The organism is Bacillus sp. FSL K6-0073, from assembly GCF_038006085.1.
GTDB classification, from domain to species: Bacteria; Bacillota; Bacilli; order Bacillales; family Bacillaceae_G; genus Bacillus_A; species Bacillus_A cereus.
This window is the reverse complement of sequence record NZ_JBBOUN010000001.1, coordinates 1,580,634-1,604,625: the sequence shown is the minus strand read 5'-3', so window position 1 is coordinate 1,604,625 and position 23,992 is coordinate 1,580,634. Positions and strand designations below refer to the sequence as shown.

Here is a 23,992-nt window from a genome sequence, read left to right as displayed (position 1 = left end):
AAACCTCCTTTTTCTACCTCAAACTTAATTCGACATGAAAATCTAATTTCCTTTTATAATAGAAAAAAAGCTTGGCAAGCGCCAAGCTTTCTCCTTATAATTCTTTACCTTCTACTGGTAGTACGTTTTTCACCGCTTCTATCACTTTCTCATCTTCTGTATCAGATAAGAAGATTGATATAGCACCTTTATCGTCGCTCGTACGAATTAAACGGCCAATCCCTTGACGAAGACGTAAAATCATATACGGTACATCTACATCCCAGAATGGATCATTTACATGTTTACGCTTCGCCTCAAACACAGGATCGTTTGGAGGGAATGGTAATGACCAAATGATAACATGTGATAATGATGAACCAGGAATGTCTAAACCTTCCCATAAATGAACGGCACAAAGTACAGTCTCTTCTTCATTTTGGAAACGAGAAACGAGCTGACTAATTTCTTGATCCCCTTCATATAAGAACGGAACTGACATTTGTTCTTTACTTACATATTCTTTAAACGCTGCAAGTTCTTGTGTTGTACGGAATAATACAAGTGTACGTCCATTTGTTTTCTGTATATTTTCAAGTGTATATTGGCACTTTCTTTCCCATTCATTTTCTTTCGTATGCGATAGTAAGTTTACTGCCATTTGCTCCTCATAATCAAACGGTGAGGCAACTGAGAATGATAAGTAATCTTTTACCCCTAGGCTATTTGCTGTAAATGCGAATGAATCGTTATTAGATAATGTAGCAGACGAGAAAATATACGGAATTTTCTTCGAGAATACTTTCTCTTGTAATACTTCTTCTACTGCACGTGGCATAATCACTAACGTGAAGGCTCCATCACCTTCTTCACCCCATGTAATTACATTTTTCTCATGCATGAACAGACGAAGTGAATGCTCTAATACATCTAAATGTTCATCAACGATATTTAAGTCATACGTGTTTACTGTATGCATTTCACTTTCAAATACTAATGCATCACCGACTTCACCAATTTTCGCATAAAGTCGTTTCGCTTCAGCTGTTACTTTTTCTGTCACAGTAATTTCTAAACGATCAGAACCGGCAATTTCTTTTTTGTTTTCTTGTAACACATCAAAGAATCGCTCTGTTTGCCAAATTGTTTCTTCTACTAAATGTGCAAACTCTTCACGAATATCGTTTTGTAATAATCTCGTTAAAAGTTGCTCCATCATCGTTTGCTTTAAACGATATGTTAAAGCTTTTTGAGCTGCATATTCTACAAGATGTCCTTCATCGAATACAACACAACTACTTTCTGGTAATAATGGAATTTGTCCTTCGCGCTTTCGAGCATCGTACGTCCAAATATGATCCATATAAAAATCTTGAGAACAAATAATTAAATCTGCTGCTTTACGATAATGTTCACGTGAAAGAGTTTGACCGCAACGATGACGAGAATCACAAGTGAAGCAATCTTGGAAGTAATCCCAATTTACTTTTGACCATTCTTCGTCATTTAATAGTGGAAATTCTTTTCGGTCACCATAGTGAGTAAAGTTTTGCATCGTACCATGATCAAATACGAATTGTGGTAATTCATAATATACGTCTTCAATTACTTCTGGAGCTCGTCCACTCATAACATCTTCAAGCTTACGTAAACATAAATAATTATCCATTGATTTCGCAAGTCGTACATCTACAGATAAGCCTAACGCTTCAGATAATTTCGCAATGTCTCCTTCTTCTTTCACAAGCTGCTCAATTAACGTTTCATCTGCACAAGCAATAATAGCTGGTTTTCCAGTATAACGCGCATAGCAAATTGCATATAGAAGATATACAATAGTTTTCCCTGTTCCTACACCCGCTTCTGCGAACATGACTTTCTTTTCTTGGAAAGCACGCTCTAATTGAAACGCCATAAAAATTTGTTCATCACGCTCTTCAAAACCTTTTTCCGGAAGGATGTCGTAAAACACATCTCCAATCCACTCATTCAACTTATCATAAAAATTGTCTTGTTTTCCTACTTCAAATGGTAATCTCTTCTCAGTAAACATCCTTAGCCTCCAACCAAAAAGTTTTTCTATAAAAAGATATAGTAACCGCTACTCATATGTGTGCAGCTACTTTCCCCTGTTGCCATACATATAAATACACGAAAAAAAATTTTCCTTTCGAAAAAGGAAAATTTTCTTCTATATTAATGACTTTAAATACCTTTTATCAATCGCTGTTTCATGTGAAAGAGCTGACAAATATTCTTCTTGTGCTTTTTGTATTTCATCTACAATCGCATCTTGACTATCCACTTCTTTTCCGAGCTCATCATACGTACGGTGAATAGCTTTTTGAATCATTGATAATTGGAAATTATCCATATCACTTCCTCCTTTACGCATTACATAATAGCCAGTATATGCGCGCTGGAGGAGTTTTATACTATGAATTACGCGGTGGACGTTTTCCGAAGTATTGGTAGTAATCTGTACGAGTTCTAATCTAAACAGCCCTTGGCTTTTTAGGCTTTTCCCCAATTCTTTTTTCCGTACAACTTTTCAGTTACATCAATAATAATACGGCCTGCCTCTAAATACAACCTTTTTATACTAACATTTCTTTAAGTTTCCATCAATAAAAATACTTATCAAAAATTCATATATATATATAACTTTCTCAAGTTCATTCCTTTTCCCAAATGCTATAATTTCCAGTATAAACCAAGAGGAGGTTATTCGAATGATTGTGGAAACTGTTGGGGAGCTTAACTGCAAACTCTTTGCAGAAACTTTTATGGAGATAGTTCGGAGGGAAATACGTAACGGTGAGATTGACCTCAATAAATATAAAGAAATCTCAAAAGCTGAAGACCTAAGAGATAAAAAGGAGTGATAAGGTGATTGTCGAATCTGTAGGAACTCTAGATTGTGAGACCTTTGCGAAGGTGCTCATAAGTATAGTTAGAGAAAGCGCAATAAAAGATAGTGAAGAAGAGGCTGAAGCTCCTAAAGATAAAGAGGAGTGACGACAAGTCGCTCCTCTCTCTCATCCAGATCATATGTTACTTAGTAGCATCTCTAAACAGGCATCAACTTTGATAGCTCTTATAATTTGCATGTAAGTACTGAATTTCCTTCAGAGTAAAGCCTTTTGCAGTTTTAATCAATTGATCCTTACAATTCTCCAAATCCCTATAGAAATCCGATAACCTACTCGTGATAATCTCCTTTTGAAGCTCATCTTCTTCAATGTCATCTCCTGAAACAAAAGATAATTCGTTGTATGCGGCTTCAAACTCATAGATTTCGTCCTTCAAGTTATCTATCGAATTAAGTAATGTCATATAAAGTTTCCCTTGATTGTTCATCTCATTAAGCTTATTCATTCCGTTAAAAGTATCGTTTCCTACTAATTTCATTTTAAATTCCTCCATTAAGTTATTATATTCTTTCTTCAATAAAGTCTCGAGACTTTTTAAGTAAAAATTTGAAGCCCTTTTACCTATTGGGCTCCTTATTTGTATCATCTTCTAGTTTCTCTCTGGGCTTTCTAGGAGTTAATGGTTTACCATTCTCCACTAGCTCGAGTACTTGCTCTACCAGCTCCCTACGCCTAGGAGACTCGATACCCTTCAGACATGAATGCAGACGTGCTAACTGATCTCCATCAGACTCAGAAACTTGAAACAGGCTAGCAATATATTCTCTGCGGCTTTGCTTCTTTCGTTTAATTACATCACTCATGTTGTTTCACCACCTCGGTGATTAAAGATTAACACAAAGTCTCGAGACTTTTCAAGTGCAAATTTGAAATTATTTTTAAGGTTTTTCCTTTCTATAGATTTCACACCAAAAAAGACAGCACTCATTTAGAGCACTGTCCCCGTTTCACTAGAGTAATTGCCTCGCTAGTCTGTCTATCATATTGCCTTTTAAGATATCCCGATCTTCCTCCGAGATTTCAAAATTTAAGCCTCTCTCCTCCCTAAAGATAACTGGAGAGTGAAAGAGATCTTCCGAGATACACCAAATAAAGTGATCGCTTTCTTGCAATGTCTTAATAGGTTTGTAACCTCGTTTAAGTTGTCTCTTCATTGATTTTCGTTCACATAAGATTAACTTTCTATAGAAGAGTAGATCATCGAAGGAATGCTCAGAAGGTTTAACCCAAGGAGACAAATTGCGGAGCTCATAAGTTGAAACAATGAAGGAAAACCCCTTTGAGGTTTTCACCTCATGGAGTGAGTCATTCATAGTTTTATCGTTGAGGATCGTCATCAGTAGATTTCCTTCTCGATAGATTCGATTTCTTTTTGAAGATCCCTTATTTCTTGGGCCATTCCACGGACATTCTCTTCGGAGTATAAACTCACAGTTTGCTTTAAATGAATACTATCGCCCTTCTCGTAATCAGAAAGGTTCTCATAATGCCCCATCCAATCTTCTGCATATCTAGGACTTGTCGGGTCTTTGCTTGGACGAACGATATAAGCGTCAAAAACCTCGACTGGGCAGTTTTCCGAGTAGATTTCTGACTCGTAGTAAGCATCTGTTTTTGGAATGTCTTTTAAGTCGTTAGCTCTCAGTCGTCGATAAGTTAGTGGATCTGCTTCCTTAATCTGCTGAGCTAGGACTGAATCGACCTCTCCAAAGCCCTTCAGAGGCGAAATTTTAGTGATTCTGCTTGAGTCATCCGTTTCAATTACTGACGGAACACCCTCAATGACGCGATAGAGTTGTGTGCTTCTAAGCTGATTAGCTCCAAAAAGTAATTCTCGATAAACGAGGTCTTTCTTCTCAAGAGTCTCCTTCTTCTCAGCATGTTCCACTTTAAGACCAGCTATGTATTTTTCAGATTCGGCTTGTAGTTTTCTTCCGGCTGGTGTTCTCATGAACGCTTCAAAATTAATAGAGTTTGTCATACTTTTATCATCCTTTTCTGTTGTATTCTTTAGTGATGGATACTTTAAAGTTTTTATTCTTTAAAGTCGATAATGTTAGACTCTGGAGTCACATCCTTAAGTTCAGGCTCTTGAAAGTCCTCCTCTAATCCCTCGATGTCTACTACAATAGTCTGATCGCTGAAATGTAAGTTTGGGTTCGTTGGACCATCAAATAAGACCTTATGCCACTTAGCAAGTATCTGCATAGCTTGGACGCGAACGTTTGACGGAGTCCTAACTTCTGTGACCTTGTCAGTCTTGGCATTTACAAAGTCGTCAGTGGAATTTCCTCTTCCGATTGCTGACAATTCAGCTAAGAGCTCATTATGAGTCATAATTTCAATTGCAGACCTTTGGTTGCGTAATGCTGAAAGATAAGCCCTCGCGTTTGGCATCTGGGTAATTTTTCTCCCGTAGCTTTCGGAGATTCCAGTCATTTCAGCCGCTCTGGAAATATTCATTTTCGTTTCGATTAAGTTGTGAAGGAAATCTTGTTGCTTTAGATTGAGAGATGCTGATAACTCGATAGGAATACTCATGTGGAATTGTAAATCGTTATCATAGCTTGAGGGTGATAACGTAATTGAGGTATCTAACTCTCTCCAGTCTCGCAAGGTTCTACTATTGGAGATATCTTTTACTTTTTGGGAGTTTTTCGTTTTAGGGGTTGTTTTAGGAGTCTTCTCGCTTTGTTTACTCATGAGAGTCACCGCCTTGGAGTTTTTCACTCTCTTGAATCTTGTCGAATTGTTTGAGCTTCTCAGCGATGTCATCAAGTAGTTGTAAACTTTCCTGAATCATCTCTTCCGTGACATCCCAAGGCAATGAAGCGACTAGGCGTTGACCTACCGATGTCTGTGAGCGATATGAAGATTCTCCTTTAATTGCTCTCTTGAACTGTTGGTAATGAAGCTGGGATTTATTGCAAAGGTCCACTATTGAGACATTGTGGAATTTGTGACAGAAGATGATATAGCGGAGATGGTTTCTAGCTCTGAGATCAGTCTCAGGCAATGTAATATCCAGTTTCAAAAATAAATCATTCCTTTCGAGGTGTGTCTCGTTAAAAGTTTAACTAAATAGGTGAAAAAAAAATCTCGAGTCCGCTCTTAAGTGATCCTCTTAAGTTCGGACAACGAATACAATACCAATCGTAATAAGGAAGCTTGGGAATCTAAACTTTCCATATGAATTTTTATTGACTCTCTTAAGAGTCGACTCGAGATTCTTGTGTCTTTAAAGGGAAAAGTTGCGGCTTGAACTGGGTAACCAAGCAACCCTCCAAGTTTTCCAAGCTTGAGAGGGTGTTTGCTTGTTACAAAAAGGAGAAAGGAGAAAGGATGAAACTAAGAAAGGAAAGAACTTAAATGCGTTGCAATCGAAAGCAACATTCTAAAAGTAGATCTAATAGAGAGAAGAGGGCATTTCTGGAGTGTAAAGAAAGGTGTTCCACAGAGATTGTATCTAAGAAGGCTAAACCTAAACTCAATCTCTATATACTCATAGTATATCAAAAATAGTATAATTAGTCAACTTATTAACATTTCATTTTATAACCAAATATAGCAATCCGTCAAGTTTTTTCCTAAACTTATTAGAGAAAATCTCCTGAGCTCTCACTCTGAAGTAATTAGACATATAATAGAGATTGGTTCCCACCAGCCCCGCCGCTTTTCTTTGAGTGCCCCCACGTCGCCAACCCTTGTTCGATTTTCTTCCGATCCATTCGTCAAAGATTAAATCACAGGAGAATTATAAGCTTGTAAGTTCTCCTCTCTCTCGACTTGCTTTCGCTTCTTCTCTCTCGTGTCGCTCTTTTTTCTATTTCCTGATCGCTTATCAATTCCTTTGTTGTTGTTCCCTCTCTGTTGCCTTCTCTTCATAGCATCCTCTGTTGCATCCATTGTGGAACGCTCTGTGGGCACTCTCCTGTGCCTCTCTCTGTGGTTGTGGCTCCTGCTGTATTACCTCTGTGTTTATCGGCTCTTGTGCGCTCTCTCGCGTTCTCTCATCGTATGCTGTGTGGTATCGACATCACAACATAGTTACTATGTAAGCTTAGCTATATAGCATAACTTCTAGCTGCAGTATCTAGATAGTGTATATATATGAGCTTTACAATCTGAGGACATTCACTGTTTACTAGGCAGGCTTTTACTCTGATAAGATCAGCCCTTACTAGCCAACGTCTGGCGGAGTATAGCTGTAGGGGCAACTACGATAAATACTTACTATAAATAACTAACTACCATAAAGTACTGGTTATAAGATTTATTATGTTAACTAAGTGGATAATATTGAGAATACCCTCTAAAGATGTAATCGTTTAGTAAGTCCAGTAATATCAATGCTTTAGCGAGTATCTTTATAGATTCATTGGGATGGTACTTTAAAGTGCATAAATCACTAGAATTTCAATCTGGCGAGAATGATGTATATAGATGAATGTTTATTCTTATAAGATTCCGTCTTTATAAGATTTTTCGCATAAAAGTTATCAATTCTATGCAGTTTTCTTCTTAGGAAGTGACTTCATGTAGGAATTACTCTAGATAGTACCCTCTAGGGTATTTAAATTTCTTTAAGAGGTGACTATTTTAGCTGCAGAAGGGCTTTTAGCTAAAAAGTATAGATACATTTGTTTTATACGTCGGTACTCACTAGAGACTTCACTTCAGAGAAGTTCTTTCCAGTTTTTCGCACTACAGAGTAAATTTTTTACATTTTTATACTTTCAAATGAGGAAAGCTGCCGAGTATATCTTGCATGAGATTCATGCGTGATTCATCTTGTAGCATCGTGCTACGCACGTGTTCGCTGACGCTCTCACCCCCCCGCTCATCATTAAACTATATAAGAGTATATCATTGTAAGATTGACGGTGATAATGAGCTTGCGAATGGCACAGAGTAAGTGTGCGAACTCTCATACTTTAAGGCTTCACTCTGATAAAGTTATCCATACTAGTTATACATTGACGGATATCTCTCTAGAAAACCTATAAGATACTAAGAAACGAGAATTAACCAAAACATGCATGAGACTTAGAGCCTCAAGAGATAGAGCTGTTTCAAAAGTGGACAAAATCGTGCATTAAAATACTAAAAAGTGGACAAAATCGTGCGTTGCATTTAGTGGCACTATTAGTTATCATATTAGCAGAAACAAAAAAGCCCCGCCTAATCTGTAGGAGGAGGAAGGCGAGACTTTTCGGTTATAGCTTTATAAATAAGATTTTCTTGTGAGGTTGTCTGCTACTGAGCGGGCAACCTTTTCTATTTGCTCTAAGGTCACCTTATCAGACTGACGGCTCACAATGTTTGGACTTAGATAGATTACATCAATCTTTCCAGACAATTCCAAAATAACATCATTATCTTTTAACTTTCTAAATGTACTTGTCACAACATTTCGGTTATACCCTAGCTTTTCAATAATATCTTTACGTCTCCATACTTTCATACCTTCAGTACCGTTCCACGTAGGATTCTCACATAGTATATGGCTTTCCCAATGGAAGTGAGGCAATAGATCTGATAAGAATCCCAGTTCCTTTAATGACAACATCGACCCAAGTTTCCTTACCGCTAATTTGAACACTTTCGCATACTTCTTATTATCACCTTCCAAGTTACCACATGTGTAAATCATATCTGTAAATGTGATAATCCTCTCTTTTCCTTCCCTTTGAGTTGTGACAGCTCCAATATTTTCACATTCGTCCACAATCCGATCAGCTTGCTTCTTTGACCTACCTATGAGATCGGCTAACTTGTTTACTGTCAAATGATTCCCTTTAGTATCATAAAGTTCTCCCTGACCGTTATTCTTTAAGAATGTACTCATAAGAAGTAGTGAGCCTTTCTGTATATCATTGAGTTGGTACTTGATTGCCACTTGATTTACCGAGTTTTGCCAGCTAAAGTGTCGCTTATCCTGTCGATCTTTCTTTTCGTAATACTCTAAGTCTCTCTCTTTCTGTCTATCGGTCTTAAACCCTGTAATACCATGCTTTTCGGATAGTTCCCACATAAGTTCCTCTTTTGTCATATTACTCATATCTAGCCTTCTTTCTTGGTATATTTTACCTTGGCTCTCTAAGGTCTTGATATGATATCACGAGTGACATTTTCATACAATGTTCTGATTAGCGATTTATCTTTTAAAGGTTATATGCTTTAACACCTTACAATTTAAAGGTATTTATTCTCAAGGAGTTACACTTGCTTTTTTGAAACATTCGACAGCTAACTTTATGATAAAATCACTTTAAATAATTTATCAGAACAACAAAAAAAACAGCTAAGCAGAATCTACTTAGCCATTACTTTTCTTACGATATCCTTTTGATTTCTTCCCCGAAGCATTACGTGTTCTCTTTTTACTTTGCGCTATTTCTTTTTGCCGTTTAATCTCTAACTTACTTTCTTCAATATCCTTATAAGCAGCATTCAATTTATCAAAAAGATAATCAAAAATTAGAATGCCTTTTAAAGAATTAATCTTTGTCCCATAGCTCACATCTTCACCATGTAAGATAGCATGACGGCTTAAATCAGACTCAACTTCTTTCCCTCTATCAAAATTCGCCAATACAGTGTTTAAGTAAAACTCCTCAATCTGCTCATCAAAAGAAAACGAACCCTTATCTCCCAATAAAAATTGTCCTAGGAAACTCTTTTGATGCTCATATTGAATTCGCTCGTCAGGAGCTACCGCCTCAAGCTTGAGTATCCCCTCTACTAAAACCCCTTCAATTTGAGCAAGCATAGCGGGGACAGTCAACCTATAATAACCATTCAAATGTCCTTCAATAACTGTATTTATAATGGAAGATCGCTTCTCTAGCCACTCTGCCCGTTGCCAAGAGTTACACATCTCAATTAACGTCTCTTTATCATAAACAAACATACACATATAACGCTCAAGAAATCTCTTTGTGTATTCGATGCCTTTTTCCTCATACAATTGAATAACACGTTGCCTACTATACATTGGCATAAAATTATGAGGGGGAAATCCTAATTCTACAACAATAGTTTTAAAACTCAGCGTTGTTTCCTCAGCTTCTTTAGCCCATTCTCGTAAACTAATCAGCCGTTCTTTAAAATCAAAGGAGTCTAGTGTTTCTTGTATTCTTTGACCAATTGCACCAATAGACTCAAAGAAGCTACTCATCGCCAGTATCTGTTTTGACAGCGCTTGTGCTACAGGTGAGATCGCTTGTATTGCAGGTAAGATCGCTTGTATTGCACGTTCTCTTACCGCTGCAATTTGTTTCAAAGATTCTACTAACTCATCCGGAATTGTAACAGACCTAATCATAGCTTCTGTTCCATTACTCATCTTCTCTTGTCCAGCATCTTCTTTATTTCCTTCTAGCTCATCTAAAACTTCGTGCTTTCTCGCTTCCTTCATTTCAATTTCTTCTAGCTGTTCTTCATCTCTAGCAGTCAATTCACGTCTCTCTTTTTCCTCCATGCTCCCAAAACCTCCTTAGTAAAATCCCCTGAATTTAATCATTTAATTTTAACACAATTTTGCATTTAAGGTGTTGACTTTAGGTCTCCCCTTTACTGAGCATGGCTTAGATTGCTTAAGCAACGGCTTGGACAGAAAATATCTACCTTACATCGTAAAAACAAAGGTTAAAACGACATAAAGTAGATGTCTTAATACTGAGCTAGGATGAGTTGTTGAAGTATCCGTATTGTATCACCTTGTTTAAACACAGGGATTTCTCCCTCAACGGACTTTCTACTCACAAAGCTTGTCCCATGAGCTTATATCTATCCGTTGCCACCTGCCCCGTAGGACACCAAGCAGCCACCGAACCTTTAATGGTCGTTCGCACCTAGACTACACCCAGTGTAAACAAGGAAACACTTTAAAGGGTGTACGCTTAACTTTCTGACGTTGGGTCAGCTACCCGGTTCAAGTTTTTTGCGTGGTGTTAGGTCATTCCCACGTTCGGAAATCCCGTAGCTCAGTAGCTAAAAAAGGCAATACTTAAGAAGCCTTGCATCCCTCGAATTTTTTCGATAGAATAAAGGTACTGAATGTACGGATTGTCCGTTATTTAGTTGGGAACAGTGGAGTTTTCTCCCCTGTTGGTGTTACTCAGAGTCGTTTTCTTGGCGGGAGCGACTCTTTTTATTTTGTTTAAATATCAATAAAATTCAACGGATTGTACTTATCATTCACTCCATGTAAGGCGTGACCGTAGAGCTTAACATATCGATCAGTCATTTGTAGAGTTTCATGTCTCATAAGTCTCTGTAAGTTCAGGGAGTCCATCCCCATTTTTAAACACTTAGAAGCGAAATATCTTCTAAATGCATGACAAGTAAGTCCATCCATCTTCAGATCCTTTTTAAGCCTCTTAAATAGAGTAGAAATCGCCTCCGTAGAAAGCTGACGGTTTGTCTTATCAGGAAATACGTAAATTATCTCTTCTTCCTCTTCAAAGTAAAATCCTAAAAAGGTTTTATACTCAGCTAATTCTTTCTGTAACTTCCTTGTATACGGAATAGTCGCTATACTTCTTTTCTTTCCATAAGTCATAATCGTCCTATTCTTCATATCGACATCTGACCACTTTAAATTGACTAGTTCCTCACGTCTAAGCCCCGTAGATATCAAAAGGACTATCACCATCCGATTACGCATTAGGGCAAAGTTAGAACCCTTAAAATATCCTCTATCAAAATAATCCAAGACTTTCTTTACTTGCTGATCCGTTAACACATCCATCACAAGGTCTTCTTTACTAAATTTAATCTTCTTAAACGGGTTCTCTTCAGCTATTTCCTCTTCTTCCAAATATCTAAAGAAAATTTTAAGTGTCCTTGTCTTCGCATTAATGGTTGACACTGAGTTCTTCAATTCATACTTACAGTGAACAAGAAACTCTTTAGCTATCTTTGTAGTGATCTTATGAGTATCAAATAACCCTTTATCAACACAGAAAGATTCAAATTGCCTAAGAATACCCTTGTAAGACTTAACCGTGTGAAAACTTAAATTCCTAAGCTCTCTGTCATCTAAAAATTCCTTAATCGCAAATTTAAGCAACAAAAAAATCCCCACCCTTTCTTCTATTCAGAAAAAAGAATGAGGATCTACCTAGGGCAGATATTTAATAATGAGTTCTAAGTGAACCAATTATTTATAAGTCACTTAAAAGCCTGATTAGTCTCGATTACGCGGTGGACGTTTTCCGAAGTATTGGTAGTAATCTGTACGGATAAATCCGTTAAACAGTTTACGCTTCTTCGACGCATCTTTTCCGTAACACTTCTCAAATGCTTCATAGCTTGTTAATACATACGCTGACCATGTATCTAATGGGCGGAATACTTGTCCCATTTCTTTATACAGTTGTTCAACGAGTGCTTTTTCACTTAAACGTTCTCCGTATGGAGGATTCGTTACAACGTAGCCATAATCCTCTTTTGTTGTGAAATCTTTTACTTGCATTTGTTTAAATGTAATTAAATCACCTAAGCCTACTTCTTCTGCGTTATCTTGAGCAACTCGAATCATACGATGATCAATATCCGATCCAATGATTTGTAATCGTTGATCATAGTTCGCTAAATCTTCAGCTTCTTGACGAGCTTCACGCCAGTTTTGTTTACCTACCCAGCCCCACTCGTCAGATGCGAAACCACGGTTAAATCCTGGTGCAATGTTTTGTCCAATTAATGCTGCTTCAATCGGAATTGTACCTGATCCACAGAATGGATCAACAAATGGACGATCTGGCTTCCAGTTTGTTAATTTAATTAAAGAGGCAGCTAATGTTTCTTTTAACGGAGCTTCCCCTTGATCCATACGGTATCCACGTTTATGAAGTCCAACACCGCTCGCATCAATTGTTAATGTTGCAATATCCTTGAGCATTGCAATCTCGATACGGAATAACGGACCATCTTCTTCAAACCAAGTTGTACGTTTATATGTTGTTTTTAATTTTTCAACGACAGCTTTTTTAACGATACGTTGGCAATCCGAAACACTGAATAATTCAGATTTTAAAGATTTACCGATAACAGGGAATTCGCCATTCTCTGGAATATAATCTCCCCAGTTTAATGCTTTCGTTTTTTCAAATAGCTCATCAAATGTTGTTGCTTTAAATTCGCCAACTTTAATTTTTACACGGTCCGCAGTACGTAACCATAAATTCGTGCGACAAATCGCCTTTTCATCTGCTTCAAATGTTACTTTGCTGTTTTCTACTTGACATTCATAACCAAGATCGCGAACTTCTCGGGCAACTAACGCTTCAATACCCATTGCCGCTGTTGCAATTAAAGTAACTTTTCCCATTTGCATTCACCTCTTATGTATATTCAAACAATAATTAATAGCAATTGGTCCTATTAATCATTACATTTTACGAAAAATTTTCTCATTAACCATTTTAACTCATACTTTATAACTTCATACAAATAAAAAGCCCTCCTCTAACAAAGGAGAGCTGAGTTATTTCATAGTTGGTTCATAACGTTCTGTAAGCCATGTTCTGTTCCTTTGTACTACAAACGGCCCACGCCTCGTACTCCGGTGGCAATCATCTATCTACAGGTTATAAAACCTGTCCTTTCCCGTCGTTCATTTCCTTGGAAAAGATTCCCCTACCATTATTTGGGTTTCTCGCTCGTGGGGTTTACCTCGTTCCACTCCTATCATTTCTTCAAGGACTTCGTCACTGTGGCACTTTAAAGGTAGTCAAACCATATCCGAAAGGACTTAGGTTTTTTCCCTGCCGTTAAACCAGCCTTACAGCCAGAATACCCTAGCTTATGAATTGGCTAGGCACGAACACTACAGCCATCTCAGGCCGTGCGAGCATGGACTTTCCTCTACAACGTTGGCGTTGCAGCGATTACCCAAACGTTATGACATCCATTAGTATAGTGGAAACAAAAAGATTTTGCAACGTTTTTTTCTATGTAAAATGCTTAAACCTTTTCCCACCTTACATCATTCGTATAACTTACTTCCAAATACAGCTTTTTCTAAGTTAGATAAGCGTTTTAAAATATCCGTATTCGTGTTGTTATAAACTGGTTGTGCAACTGGTGTTTGTACAGGTTGTTGTGGAACTTGCGTTACTGCTAGTTTTTGTTCCTCTAATTCACGCTTTAAACGAGCATTTTGTTGCTTTAATTGCTCAAACTCTTTGTGGAAAGCTTCATAGTCTTTAATGATCATATCAAGAAACTTGTCTACTTCTTCTTGCTGATAACCTCTCATACCTGTTTTAAATTCTTTTTCTAAAATATCTTTCGCTGTTAATTTAATTTTATCCGAAATCATTTTCTTCACCTCAAATTTTTACCAAAACTTTCATTAACTAAATTTTTTCAGAAACAATGCTTTTTGTCAATCATATATACGAGTACTATATTACATATTTACTCTGCATTATTCCACTGTTCCTCTTCTATTATATCTTGTAAATCAGAAAAAAGAATGAAATAACTGTGATAATTTTCTATTTCTCCTTTTTTCTTTGCTGCTTCTACAATATATTTGGGACTTCCTGGTTTTTCTTCATCGTATACCGCTAAAAGCGCATCACTTTTTTCAATAAAAAATTGATTTTTTAATTTAAATTGCTCTGGACTTTCATACTTCCGTTTCGTGATACTATCAACATGGTCTGCTTGAGAAAGGATAAATTCGTAATATTCACGATTATCTTCTTTCCAATTTTCTTCTTGTTCTAAAAACGGAGTGAATACCGCTAATTTTAAATCTGGATATTCTACTTGAATTTCAAAAACAACTTCAGCAGCCCATAATTCTACACCTAATTGGCCGCTTATTATAACCCACTCTAAACCATCTTCTACAAAATTGGTTAATTTACGGTGTAACGCTTTCTTTATACACTCCACCCCTGGATGATCATTTTTAAATATTCCAAGTTCAAATGGCTTATATCCTGTTACTGCAATAACTTTCATATCAACACTCCAATTACAAAAAAAGAACTAGCATTTCGCTAGTTCTAACATATCATTTACTTTTTAAACATTCCACCAACGTTTGGTCCGATATTTGGACCGAATGGTGATACGTTTGGTCCAATATTCGGTCCGAATGGTGATACGTTTGGTCCAAACGGAGATACATTTGGTCCTGGACCAAATGGTGATACGTGATGTCCATGATGTCCATGATGTCCATGACCACACGGTCCACATCCGCCACCGAATCCTGGGTCGATTGGGTCCACAACATTTACATTTGAATTTGTTTGTGGGAAGAAGTTTTGGTTTTTAATTTGTTGATGATGTACATGTGTTGTATGTGTTGGGAAAATGTGTGGCACCACCGTTGTTGAAAAAGAGTGTGTTACGCATTGTTTCGTCGGATGAATGACAGGAGCAGTCGTACAAATAGGTCCTGTAGGCTTATGCCCTCCAAAGCAAGGATGACAATGATGCATAGTTTTTTCTCTCCTCTCTCGTTAAAAAAATCTGATTACACTTTACAGTATGAGAAAAGAGAGAAAGCCGTTTGTTATATATACCCATTTATTACAAGGAAATTTGTCTAGTCCTTTATTTCATTTACATTGTTTTTATAGACAATCCTTCAACATCACTTACCAAAAAAGCCTCCAACTTGCTTTACAATACCTGTCACTTGATTCATCGCATTCATCATTTGTCCAGCTGTATTCATCATTTTATTTACATCATAGTTACCATCTGATGTTTTAAATTGAGAAACAAAACTAGAAAACTGGCTTGGCTGTTGTTGCTTTTGCTTACCCTGCGTCGGGTACGGTTGTTTTGGTGGATAAAACATCGCTTGTTGATTAGCATACGGCGATGGTGGTGGCATATAATATTGCGAATTCATATAAGGCTGCTGCTGTGGTTGATTCATGTATGATTGCTGAGCTTGTGATTGTTGAGCTTGATTCACATAAGGTTGCTGCTGTTGTGGTTGTTGAGCTTGATTCATAAAGGACACTTCAAACGGTTGATAATAATTTTGATTTCCATAATAAGGCTCGAAAGGATACATATTATACCGTAAATATGTATCCGTATTATATTGGTACATATTTTGCTGTGCATATGGATTCGTTTGCTGATATACGTTAGGTTGTTGAAACATGCATTCTCTCCTCCTTCACATAAGTTTCTACATATATAATATGTACCTATAAAATAATATGTGTGATGGAATATATGTCTATTTTTGTCGGAAGTTTAAATTTTTAAAAAATTAAAAAAGAAAACCCTTCCATGCTATGATAATTAAGAAGAAGATTCTCATGGGGGAGGAATCAACATGGTATTAGGGGATTTAAAACAAGCGTTTTCTCAAAAAAAGGGGTATTGCACAGAGAATGCAAATGAATTATTAGACTTTGCGAGACATTGGTATCTCGAAGGAAAAATATGCATATCAGATTATCGAACATTAATAAAAGAATTAGAAATAAACGGCGCAACAAAACCTACAACAATGACAGAAGCATAAAAATAACAAGAGGGCTCTCCCTCTTGTTATTTACATTGCTCAACTATATTTTGCAAAGTATACGAAATGGCTTGGTGTGTTTCAAAGAATCGTTTACCTTTACCTTTATTTACAAAGCATTGCAACACATTCGTTTGTAAATTATCGTATACTTGATCAATTTGCTGTACATGTATATACTTTGGCTTTTCTTCTTTAATCCACGTATAAGCTAATTCTTTCCACTTCTTTAATTCCTCATCTACCATATCTACAAACGGTTTCATATCCTTATAAAAGTCGTATTCAGTTAGTTCTCTTTTTTTTACATTCGCTTCATTATTATACTGCATGAGTTTTTCTGAAGACTGTATTAATGCTTCATTCTTCATTTCTTTCCCACCTTATTATGCACTCACTACGACGTTTTGAAATGTCTTTACCCAATTCCCTTTCTCTTCGTGATGCACTAATTTATTTTCCATATGTTCAATATGCATTTCTGTTATTTCTATTTTATTGCATATTTTTTCACTCGCATCCTTTAATGCATGATTCATTCTAATCCCTATATTCATTTCCAGCAAATCGAGAGAACTTAACATTTGATCCATTTTTTTCATTACATCTTCCTTCTGAACCATCGCCATATACAAAACGCCTCCTTCTTTGCTTTTCCTTTGTCATGTAATTTCGCCGAATGATTCACCACTCCTGCCCACATGACAAAACTAGTTGTTATTCGTCAAAGAAATCATTTCGTATGTCATTTATAGAAATGGTAACAATACAAAAAGGAGGTGTATTACAATGGCAAAGAACAAAAATGAAAAAAAGAAAAACCAAAACAAACAACAAAATAAACCCGAGACTGGCAATCCAAAGCTAGATGGTCCAAACTTCCCTGCTACATAAAGCGAGACTTTATTACGAACATTTAAATTTCAAATCATCCTTAATCTCCTACTAGCATTACGTTTTGAAATTAAAGTTGTAGCACGCATAGCAGGATTTTTTCAAATTAAAGTTGTAGCACGCATAGCAGGATTTTTTCAAATTAAGAAGTCCCGTCTTCAAAATGGAAGACGGGACTTCTTTTTTATTATATCATGAACTCATCGATCCTTTTAGCAAAACGGTTTACGATAGATAGCCTATAGATTTGTTCTCTCTTTCTTCTATACCATTCTGTTATATTAACTTCCCCTTTAGGTTCTTCAAGTACAAATAGCACATTCATTTTCATATTTGCACAAAACCAATCTCTCATTTTTATTTCTTCATGTAAAATAACAGGATAAATATCTCTAAGTGTTGGCGTATAAGACTTTCGAGTTTCCTTTGCGTAAACTTCATAATCTTCTCTAGACCCAGTATGTGTAGTTTGCAGTGCAAACTTATAAAACGAACCATTATAAATTGGATGAAACAATAACCATGCTAATTTTTTTCCTAGTTCTATACGCTTTTGTAACGTTTCAAATTGATAAACCGAAAACCCATACATTCTCCCTTCAATTGTTGGGAAGATAACTGCACTAATATGAAGTCTTTCTTGTACTTTAAAAAGTGCAGTATGGAATACATGTTTTTTAAAATATGTGTTCTCAATGACTGGTTTTTGAATTTTATTTTGTTCATTTATAATAAGCGCTGTCATAAGTCTATTCATATCTCTTCTTTCCCAGAAAAGTAACCATTCTTTTTCCATAAAAATTGATACATTGAAGTATTGCAACAAATGAAAGAGAGGTGCATGTCTCTTCTTACTTTCCTCATACAATAATAGCTGAGGAAATGCATCTAAAAAAATAATCCAATTAGCCTGTTCGTACAGAAGAAATAAATGTTTTTTTACCGTTCTAGGTAAAACAGTATCATAATATCTCCCTTCTAAATCAGTCATATTCCAGCCCGCATTTCTCGAAACCATACTCGCTAAAAAGGCCCACCTGATTTCACTATTTCTTAAATAATATTCTTGATAAGATTGTGTCCGAGAAATATTGTCCACATTAGCTATTTCTGTTTTCTTTTTAATATTGTGAATGATTGCTTTTTCTTCCTCTGTACAAAAATTTTTTTCTCGATTTTGTTTAATTTTCATATAATCATTCCATGTAAACATAAATAAGTCATCATACCTTTCATCAAAAAGGTCACATCTTTTTTCATTTTTTGATATAATCACCTTTGTAAGTAATTCTTAGCAAGTTGGGGGTGGACACACTATGACCATTCGTTACCCAAATGGAAAAAGGTATAATCAAGCTTCACAACCTCAAAAAACACCTATAAAAACACATACTTATAGTAATAGAGGTATGTCCCTTGAAGAGGAATTGAATGAAACAAATCAATATTACTTAACCCATAATATTGCATGTGTACATAAAAAGCCTACACCTCTTCAAATTGTAAAAGTAGATTACCCCGCTCGAAGTGCTGCAGTGGTAAAAGAAGCGTATTTTAAACAACCTTCTACAACAGATTACAACGGTGTATACAAAGGGAAATACATCGATTTTGAAGCAAAGGAAACCAAAAATAAAACTAGTTTCCCACTTCAAAACTTCCACCTTCATCAAATTGAACATATGAAGCAAGTGGTTGCTCATAATGGAATTGCATTTGTTATTATTAAATTTACACTTTTTGATGAATTTTATTTACTAGATGCAAAACATATTATTGCATTTTGGAATCGTCAAAATACTGGTGGACGCAAGTCGATTACGAAAGAAGAAATAGAAGAGCATGGATCCTTATTATCATGCGGTTATCACCCTCGGATTGACTATATCCGTGTACTAGACATGGTTTATTTTTCGTGATAGAGTCATCACTAAGGCTCTTTTTTCGACTTTTGGGGGAGAGAATGAAAGGTAGGAGAAAGTATAATGTCAGATAATTATCGTTCTCGTACAGAACGAAATCATGTGAAAAATCAAGAGAAAAAAACACATAAAGAAGAAAAACCAAAGAAAAAAGGCTCCTTTTTCAAGAAATTCCTTATAGGTTGTCTACTTCTTGGTATCGTTGGTCTTGTAGCCGGCGTTTCCGCTTTCTTTGTTATGGTAAAGGACGCTCCAAAATTAGACAAATCCAAACTTGTTAATCCTTTATCAACAAAGTTTCTCGATAAAAACGGAAATTTCTTCTATGAATACGGTGCTGAAAAACGAACACATGTTACTTATGATCAAATTCCAAAAGTAGTTGAAAATGCATTTCTTGCAACTGAGGATTCGCGTTTCTATGATCATAATGGAATTGATTTTAAACGAACTACAAAAGCAGTTATGGAAAATGTCACTGGTGGTTTCGGTTCCCAAGGTGGTAGTACGATTACACAGCAAGTCGTTAAAAACTACTTTCTAACAATGGACAAAACTGCTAAAAGAAAAGTGCAAGAATGGTACTTATCTTACAAATTAGAGCAACAATACTCTAAACATGAGATTTTAGAAATGTACTTAAATAAGATTAATTTAGGTAACCGTTCATACGGTATTGCGACAGCAGCGCAAAAATATTATGGTAAAGATTTAAAAGACTTGCAATTACATGAAGCTGCTATGCTCGCTGGTTTACCCCAAGGTCCAAACATTTATGATCCAACAAAAAAGGAAAATGTTGAACGAGCAACAAATCGTCGTAATGTCGTATTATCATTAATGAATCGACATGGTTATATAACAAAAGAAGAAATGAATAACGCCGTTAAGATTCCAGTAACTGAGGGCCTTCAACCGTCTTCAGAAGTAACTGAGATGAAGTATCAAGCATTTTTAGATGCGGTTGTAAAAGAAGTTGAAAAAGAATATCCTGATGTAAATATCGGTTCAGATGGTTTAACGATTCATACAACACTTGATCAAGATGCTCAAGATTACGCCGACAAAATTATGGATGGCAATCTTATTAAGTATCCGGACGATCAATTCCAAGGGTCATTCGTATTTATGGATACACAGTCTGGAGAAGTTCGAGCAATTGGTGCTGGACGTAAAGAAAGTAAGTCTACTTTCAAAGGTCATAATATGGCAACTGATTTAAAACGCCAAGTTGGTTCAACAATGAAACCAATTTTCGACTACGGTCCGGCAATTGAAAATTTACAATGGTCTACATACCATCAATTAAACGACTCAGAATATACGTATTCCAATGGTAAGAAAATACAAAATGCAACAAAAAGTTACAAAGGTGACGTTTCACTACGTGAAGCTTTGAAAAAGTCATTAAACATTCCAGCTTTAAAGACAGCACAAACAGTTGGTCTTAATAAGTCAAAAGAATTTGCTGAAGGTTTAGGCATGACCTTTAAAGAAGGAAAAGTCTACGAATCAACAGCAATCGGTAGTAACGATAGTTCTCCATTAGAAGTAGCAGGTGCATATGCAACCTTTGGTAATAGTGGTAACTATAATAAACCACACTTCGTAAAAGAAGTAACCTTCCCGGACGGGAAAAAGAAAAGCTTTAAACCGAAAGAACATCGCGCAATGCAAGACTATACAGCTTATATGGTTACTGACGTTCTTCGTGACGTAGTAAAACCTGGTTCTGGTGGTACAGGTCCAACAGCATACGTTTCAGGTGTTGACGTAGCAGGTAAAACAGGAACACAAAACTTTGATGAATCAGTTCTTCAAAAATATGACATCCCAGCTGATGCAAACAGAGATAGCTGGTTTGCTGGATATACGCCACAATACACAATGGCTGTTTGGACCGGTTACGAAAAAGATGGTCCAAAAAATTATGTTAGCGATCGCTCCACTAGAATTGCACAGCAAATGTTCCAAGTAATGATGAGCAAATTCGCTACAGATAAATCACGCTTTGAACGTCCTTCTTCTGTACAAGAAATAAACGGAGAGTTATACGTAAAAGGTGCGAAAAAAGATGCAATTAAACAAATTAAAGTAGATGCTCCTAGTGGTCTGAATGTCACTTTTGATGGCGCTAGCACAGTTACACTAAACTGGTCTGGACCAGCAGAAGTTGATGCATATGCAGCCAGCTATAAAGCAACTGACGGTTCAAGTGGTAGCCTATCAATAAGTGGTACGACAGCTACTCTTGGTGGTATTAAACCAGGTGTTACTTACAGCTTCTCTGTAGTAGCGAAAAAAGGCACTGGAACAAGCCCAGCAGTTGGTGCATCTTTCACTGCGCCTGGCGGAACTCCAGATGCGAAAAAAGCTGAAGAAGAGGCTAAGAAAAAGGCCGATGAAGAAGCTAAGAAAAAAGCTGATGAGGAAGCCCAGAAAAAAGCTAATGAAGATAAAGTAAAACAAGAAGAAGCTAAGAAAAAAGCTGATGAAGAAGCTAAGAAACAACAAGAACAACAGCAGCAACAACAAGAACAACAACGCAAACAGCAAGAAGAAGCTCAAAAGAAAGCTGATGAAGAAGCTAGAAGAAAAGCTGATGAAGAAGCTAAGAAAAAAGCTGATGAAGAAGCTAAGAAGAAAGCTGAAGAAGAGGCCAAGAAAAAAGCTGAAGAAGAGGCCAAGAAACAACAAGAACAGCAACACCAAAATACCGGAGGAGATACACCTCACGCAGACGGTACTGTTGTTACAACAGAGTCCTAATATACAAAAAAGAAGTCCGTTTCTCTTAACGAGAAGCGGACTTCTTTTTTGTTATCATTCTCTTTACATACAGCTTTTCTATTTCGATATACAACTGCGCTAATTGAATATAAGAATGATAATTACTCGGTTTCTTTATAATGAATGAATATCTTTCCATAAAATTAACAGGTTGCACTTTTAATTTATTCGTATTTATTTGCATTTCATTCAAACTATGAACAGGTTGTTCATTTAGCCAATAGACAACCGATAACAAGTGAGCTGCAAAAAGAATCATTGGTCCCTCAGCCTCTTGCTTATTTCTATTTCGAAACAGTATAGCAATGTCTTCATGCTTATTTTTCCATACATTCAACATCACTGGAATGCTGTTTTCAATTTCCTTCCATGGCTCATACTGTCTTTCAATATCAAATATAAAGTAAGTATTTTGTATTATCTCTTCAAAAGAATTGTCTGTATGATACTTAATTAAATTTATACTTTCTTCAAAAAATGGTAAACAGTGAAATTCTTTCGGTATTTCTATAACTCGCTCCATCCTTTATTTCACCTTCATTCGCTTCTTTCCTTCACGACATACTTCTAACAGTCTGCACTCCTCACATTGCGGTCGTTGTGCTTTACAGTGATAACGTCCAAAGAAAATCATACGATGATGTGTAACTCCCCACTCATCCATCGGTACTTTCTTCATTAATGTTTTTTCTACTTCTAACACAGAGTCTTTCCATCTACACATAGCTAATCGTTTACTCACTCGCTCCACATGTGTATCAACAGCAATTGCCGGAATTCCAAACGCTACGGAAACTACAACATTTGCTGTTTTTCTCCCTACTCCTGGTAATTTCGTCAACTCGTCACGGTCTTCTGGAACTTTTCCATTGTAATCATCCAGCAACATCTGACATAATTTTTGAATGTTTTTTGCTTTATTTCTATACAACCCAATAGAACGTATATCTTGTTGTAACTCTTCTAAAGATACACTTAAATAATCTTCTGGTGTTTTATATTTTTGAAATAAATTTTTCGTCACTTTATTTACAAGTGCATCTGTACATTGTGCAGATAGTGCTACCGCGATTACTAATTCAAAAGGATTCTCATGAATTAATTCACAATGTGCTTCTGGATACATATCCGCCATTGTGTCTAAACAATAGCGAATTTGTGTTTTATTTAACATATACTTCCTCCTATATTACTGCTCCAACCAATTATAAAAAGGCACTTTTCCAGTAAATTTCGTCTCTTGTTTTGTCATTTGTTGTGCCCTTTGTTGATTCGCTCTAAATTTTTGACCTTGATTTTGAGCCTGATCTACCGTTTTAATTCCATTCTTTTTCCACTCAAATAAAATACGATCAATATATCGGAAATTTAGTTTTCCACTCATTACAGCTTCTCTAAGAGCCGCTTGAATTAAATTTGGATGATGTTGATCTTGGTCCTCCCACATCCCTAACGTTTCACATTCGAACGGCGAAAGTGGTCTTCCAAATTCTTTTTCAAATACTGTATATAAATTTACTTGTAGCTGTTTTTTTTCTTTTTGCTCTTCCTCTATTGATTCATCCATTAAGAAATGTAATATTTTTTCCCATAACGGTTGTAAAGAATAACTTTCGCACATCATCGCTTCTGATCTTTGTCCACCTTCTAGTGATAAAAAACCTTTTTGAATCAACGTCTGAATTACTTCCATACATTTCATTTCCGTTATCGTCATCCGTTCAGAAATCTCTGAAGGAGTCGGAAACGAATTACCTGATTCTAAAAATGTGTGTACATGAAGTACAACCATAAATTCCGTCTCATTTAAACCTAATTTTTTATAATGCATCATAAGCAATTTTGGAATTGCAATGCTTCCCTGCTCAAACCACTGTAACATCATTTTCTTTTTCATCACCAAACACCTCGCTCTCTAGTATAACACACCTTTAGCTATTTCTTTTTGCCACAATCCG

28 protein-coding genes and 1 other RNA gene are annotated in these 23,992 nt (G+C 36.3%); 6 read left to right on the top strand and 23 right to left on the bottom strand.

Annotated elements, in window-relative coordinates; genetic code table 11:
• Window positions 1–94 precede the first annotated feature (94 nt).
• A complete protein-coding gene (locus MHB52_RS08500; RefSeq protein ID WP_000493698.1) occupies window positions 95–2,032 on the bottom strand; it encodes an ATP-dependent DNA helicase in 1,938 nt (645 codons plus the stop codon).
• A 138-nt stretch (window positions 2,033–2,170) separates the two neighbouring features.
• A complete protein-coding gene (locus MHB52_RS08495) occupies window positions 2,171–2,353 on the bottom strand; it encodes a DUF3921 family protein (RefSeq protein WP_000368569.1) in 183 nt (60 codons plus the stop codon).
• A gap of 358 nt (window positions 2,354–2,711) precedes the next feature.
• Here MHB52_RS08495 and MHB52_RS08490 point away from each other — a divergent pair, with 358 nt between their 5' ends.
• On the top strand, window positions 2,712–2,864 hold the full coding sequence (locus MHB52_RS08490; RefSeq protein ID WP_172797028.1) for a hypothetical protein: 153 nt from the start codon (window positions 2,712–2,714) through the stop codon (window positions 2,862–2,864).
• 4 nt (window positions 2,865–2,868) lie between these two features.
• A complete protein-coding gene (locus MHB52_RS08485) occupies window positions 2,869–2,997 on the top strand; it encodes a hypothetical protein (RefSeq protein ID WP_277996113.1) in 129 nt (42 codons plus the stop codon).
• 63 nt (window positions 2,998–3,060) lie between these two features.
• On the opposite strand, the gene MHB52_RS08480 is transcribed toward MHB52_RS08485, so the two are convergent.
• The 15 genes from MHB52_RS08480 to MHB52_RS08410 all read right to left on the bottom strand — a co-directional run bounded on the left by MHB52_RS08480 (window position 3,061) and on the right by MHB52_RS08410 (window position 16,059).
• Window positions 3,061–3,390: a hypothetical protein gene (locus tag MHB52_RS08480; protein ID WP_061663856.1), complete on the bottom strand. Its 330-nt coding sequence runs from the start codon at window positions 3,388–3,390 to the stop codon at window positions 3,061–3,063.
• Between the two features lie 79 nt (window positions 3,391–3,469).
• Window positions 3,470–3,715, bottom strand: a complete 246-nt coding sequence (locus MHB52_RS08475; protein ID WP_016110942.1) for a hypothetical protein — start codon at window positions 3,713–3,715, stop codon at window positions 3,470–3,472.
• 533 nt (window positions 3,716–4,248) lie between these two features.
• Window positions 4,249–4,893, bottom strand: coding sequence for a hypothetical protein (locus MHB52_RS08470; protein ID WP_061663858.1), 645 nt, complete (start codon window positions 4,891–4,893; stop codon window positions 4,249–4,251).
• A 53-nt stretch (window positions 4,894–4,946) separates the two neighbouring features.
• Entirely contained in the window at window positions 4,947–5,615 is a 669-nt protein-coding gene (locus MHB52_RS08465) for a terminase small subunit (RefSeq protein WP_061663859.1), read from the bottom strand.
• On the bottom strand, window positions 5,608–5,946 hold the full coding sequence (locus tag MHB52_RS08460; protein WP_061663860.1) for a hypothetical protein: 339 nt from the start codon (window positions 5,944–5,946) through the stop codon (window positions 5,608–5,610). Before MHB52_RS08460 ends, MHB52_RS08465 begins: the two co-directional genes overlap by 8 nt.
• A 704-nt stretch (window positions 5,947–6,650) precedes the next feature.
• Window positions 6,651–6,839: a hypothetical protein gene (locus MHB52_RS08455; protein WP_137074417.1), complete on the bottom strand. Its 189-nt coding sequence runs from the start codon at window positions 6,837–6,839 to the stop codon at window positions 6,651–6,653.
• A gap of 1,297 nt (window positions 6,840–8,136) precedes the next feature.
• Window positions 8,137–8,973, bottom strand: a complete 837-nt coding sequence (locus tag MHB52_RS08450; protein ID WP_061663861.1) for a hypothetical protein — start codon at window positions 8,971–8,973, stop codon at window positions 8,137–8,139.
• Between the two features lie 258 nt (window positions 8,974–9,231).
• Window positions 9,232–10,395 carry a hypothetical protein gene (locus MHB52_RS08445; RefSeq protein ID WP_061663862.1) on the bottom strand — a complete coding sequence of 388 codons (1,164 nt, stop codon included), beginning with the start codon at window positions 10,393–10,395 and terminating at the stop codon, window positions 9,232–9,234.
• Between the two features lie 681 nt (window positions 10,396–11,076).
• Window positions 11,077–11,991 (bottom strand): tyrosine-type recombinase/integrase, encoded by a 915-nt coding sequence (locus MHB52_RS08440; RefSeq protein ID WP_061663863.1) that lies wholly within the window; start codon window positions 11,989–11,991, stop codon window positions 11,077–11,079.
• Between the two features lie 114 nt (window positions 11,992–12,105).
• Complete coding sequence (locus tag MHB52_RS08435; protein ID WP_061663864.1) at window positions 12,106–13,248, bottom strand: THUMP domain-containing class I SAM-dependent RNA methyltransferase; 1,143 nt, start codon at window positions 13,246–13,248, stop codon at window positions 12,106–12,108.
• Between the two features lie 180 nt (window positions 13,249–13,428).
• An RNA gene (gene rnpB / locus MHB52_RS08430) (RNase P RNA component class B) lies at window positions 13,429–13,819 on the bottom strand.
• 86 nt (window positions 13,820–13,905) lie between these two features.
• The gene (gpsB, locus tag MHB52_RS08425) at window positions 13,906–14,241 is read right to left on the bottom strand and encodes a cell division regulator GpsB (protein ID WP_000622431.1); all 336 of its coding nucleotides are present in this window, start codon (window positions 14,239–14,241) and stop codon (window positions 13,906–13,908) included.
• Between the two features lie 98 nt (window positions 14,242–14,339).
• Complete coding sequence (locus tag MHB52_RS08420) at window positions 14,340–14,894, bottom strand: DUF1273 domain-containing protein (RefSeq protein WP_000862912.1); 555 nt, start codon at window positions 14,892–14,894, stop codon at window positions 14,340–14,342.
• Window positions 14,895–14,950: 56 nt separating this feature from the next.
• Window positions 14,951–15,379, bottom strand: coding sequence for a CotD family spore coat protein (locus MHB52_RS08415; protein ID WP_000546268.1), 429 nt, complete (start codon window positions 15,377–15,379; stop codon window positions 14,951–14,953).
• Window positions 15,380–15,534: 155 nt separating this feature from the next.
• The gene (locus MHB52_RS08410; RefSeq protein WP_016117497.1) at window positions 15,535–16,059 is read right to left on the bottom strand and encodes a YppG family protein; all 525 of its coding nucleotides are present in this window, start codon (window positions 16,057–16,059) and stop codon (window positions 15,535–15,537) included.
• A gap of 177 nt (window positions 16,060–16,236) precedes the next feature.
• On the opposite strand from MHB52_RS08410, the gene MHB52_RS08405 reads away from it, so the two are divergent.
• The gene (locus MHB52_RS08405) at window positions 16,237–16,428 is read left to right on the top strand and encodes a YppF family protein (RefSeq protein WP_000242652.1); all 192 of its coding nucleotides are present in this window, start codon (window positions 16,237–16,239) and stop codon (window positions 16,426–16,428) included.
• Window positions 16,429–16,454: 26 nt separating this feature from the next.
• Here the strand turns inward: MHB52_RS08405 and MHB52_RS08400 are convergent, their stop codons facing one another.
• Window positions 16,455–16,799: a YppE family protein gene (locus MHB52_RS08400; protein ID WP_000786940.1), complete on the bottom strand. Its 345-nt coding sequence runs from the start codon at window positions 16,797–16,799 to the stop codon at window positions 16,455–16,457.
• A gap of 15 nt (window positions 16,800–16,814) precedes the next feature.
• The gene (locus MHB52_RS08395; protein ID WP_001252036.1) at window positions 16,815–17,057 is read right to left on the bottom strand and encodes a hypothetical protein; all 243 of its coding nucleotides are present in this window, start codon (window positions 17,055–17,057) and stop codon (window positions 16,815–16,817) included.
• 85 nt (window positions 17,058–17,142) lie between these two features.
• Between MHB52_RS08395 and MHB52_RS08390 the strand changes: the two genes are divergently transcribed.
• Window positions 17,143–17,322, top strand: coding sequence for a hypothetical protein (locus tag MHB52_RS08390; RefSeq protein WP_001987054.1), 180 nt, complete (start codon window positions 17,143–17,145; stop codon window positions 17,320–17,322).
• A 187-nt stretch (window positions 17,323–17,509) separates the two neighbouring features.
• Here MHB52_RS08390 and MHB52_RS08385 read toward each other — a convergent pair whose 3' ends face one another.
• Window positions 17,510–18,535: a DUF2515 domain-containing protein gene (locus MHB52_RS08385; protein WP_033693828.1), complete on the bottom strand. Its 1,026-nt coding sequence runs from the start codon at window positions 18,533–18,535 to the stop codon at window positions 17,510–17,512.
• Window positions 18,536–18,638: 103 nt separating this feature from the next.
• Here MHB52_RS08385 and recU point away from each other — a divergent pair, with 103 nt between their 5' ends.
• Both recU and MHB52_RS08375 read left to right on the top strand, forming a co-directional pair.
• On the top strand, window positions 18,639–19,241 hold the full coding sequence (recU, locus tag MHB52_RS08380) for a Holliday junction resolvase RecU (RefSeq protein WP_000155598.1): 603 nt from the start codon (window positions 18,639–18,641) through the stop codon (window positions 19,239–19,241).
• Between the two features lie 66 nt (window positions 19,242–19,307).
• Window positions 19,308–22,013 carry a PBP1A family penicillin-binding protein gene (locus tag MHB52_RS08375; RefSeq protein ID WP_016117495.1) on the top strand — a complete coding sequence of 902 codons (2,706 nt, stop codon included), beginning with the start codon at window positions 19,308–19,310 and terminating at the stop codon, window positions 22,011–22,013.
• A 25-nt stretch (window positions 22,014–22,038) separates the two neighbouring features.
• Here the strand turns inward: MHB52_RS08375 and MHB52_RS08370 are convergent, their stop codons facing one another.
• Genes MHB52_RS08370 through dnaD form a run of 3 tightly spaced genes read right to left on the bottom strand, consistent with a single transcriptional unit; the run spans window position 22,039 to window position 23,931 of the window.
• Complete coding sequence (locus tag MHB52_RS08370) at window positions 22,039–22,557, bottom strand: YpoC family protein (RefSeq protein WP_016117494.1); 519 nt, start codon at window positions 22,555–22,557, stop codon at window positions 22,039–22,041.
• Between the two features lie 3 nt (window positions 22,558–22,560).
• Window positions 22,561–23,208, bottom strand: coding sequence for an endonuclease III (gene nth, locus MHB52_RS08365; RefSeq protein ID WP_016117493.1), 648 nt, complete (start codon window positions 23,206–23,208; stop codon window positions 22,561–22,563).
• 15 nt (window positions 23,209–23,223) lie between these two features.
• Window positions 23,224–23,931: a DNA replication protein DnaD gene (gene dnaD, locus MHB52_RS08360; RefSeq protein ID WP_000728552.1), complete on the bottom strand. Its 708-nt coding sequence runs from the start codon at window positions 23,929–23,931 to the stop codon at window positions 23,224–23,226.
• Window positions 23,932–23,992: the final 61 nt, after the last annotated feature.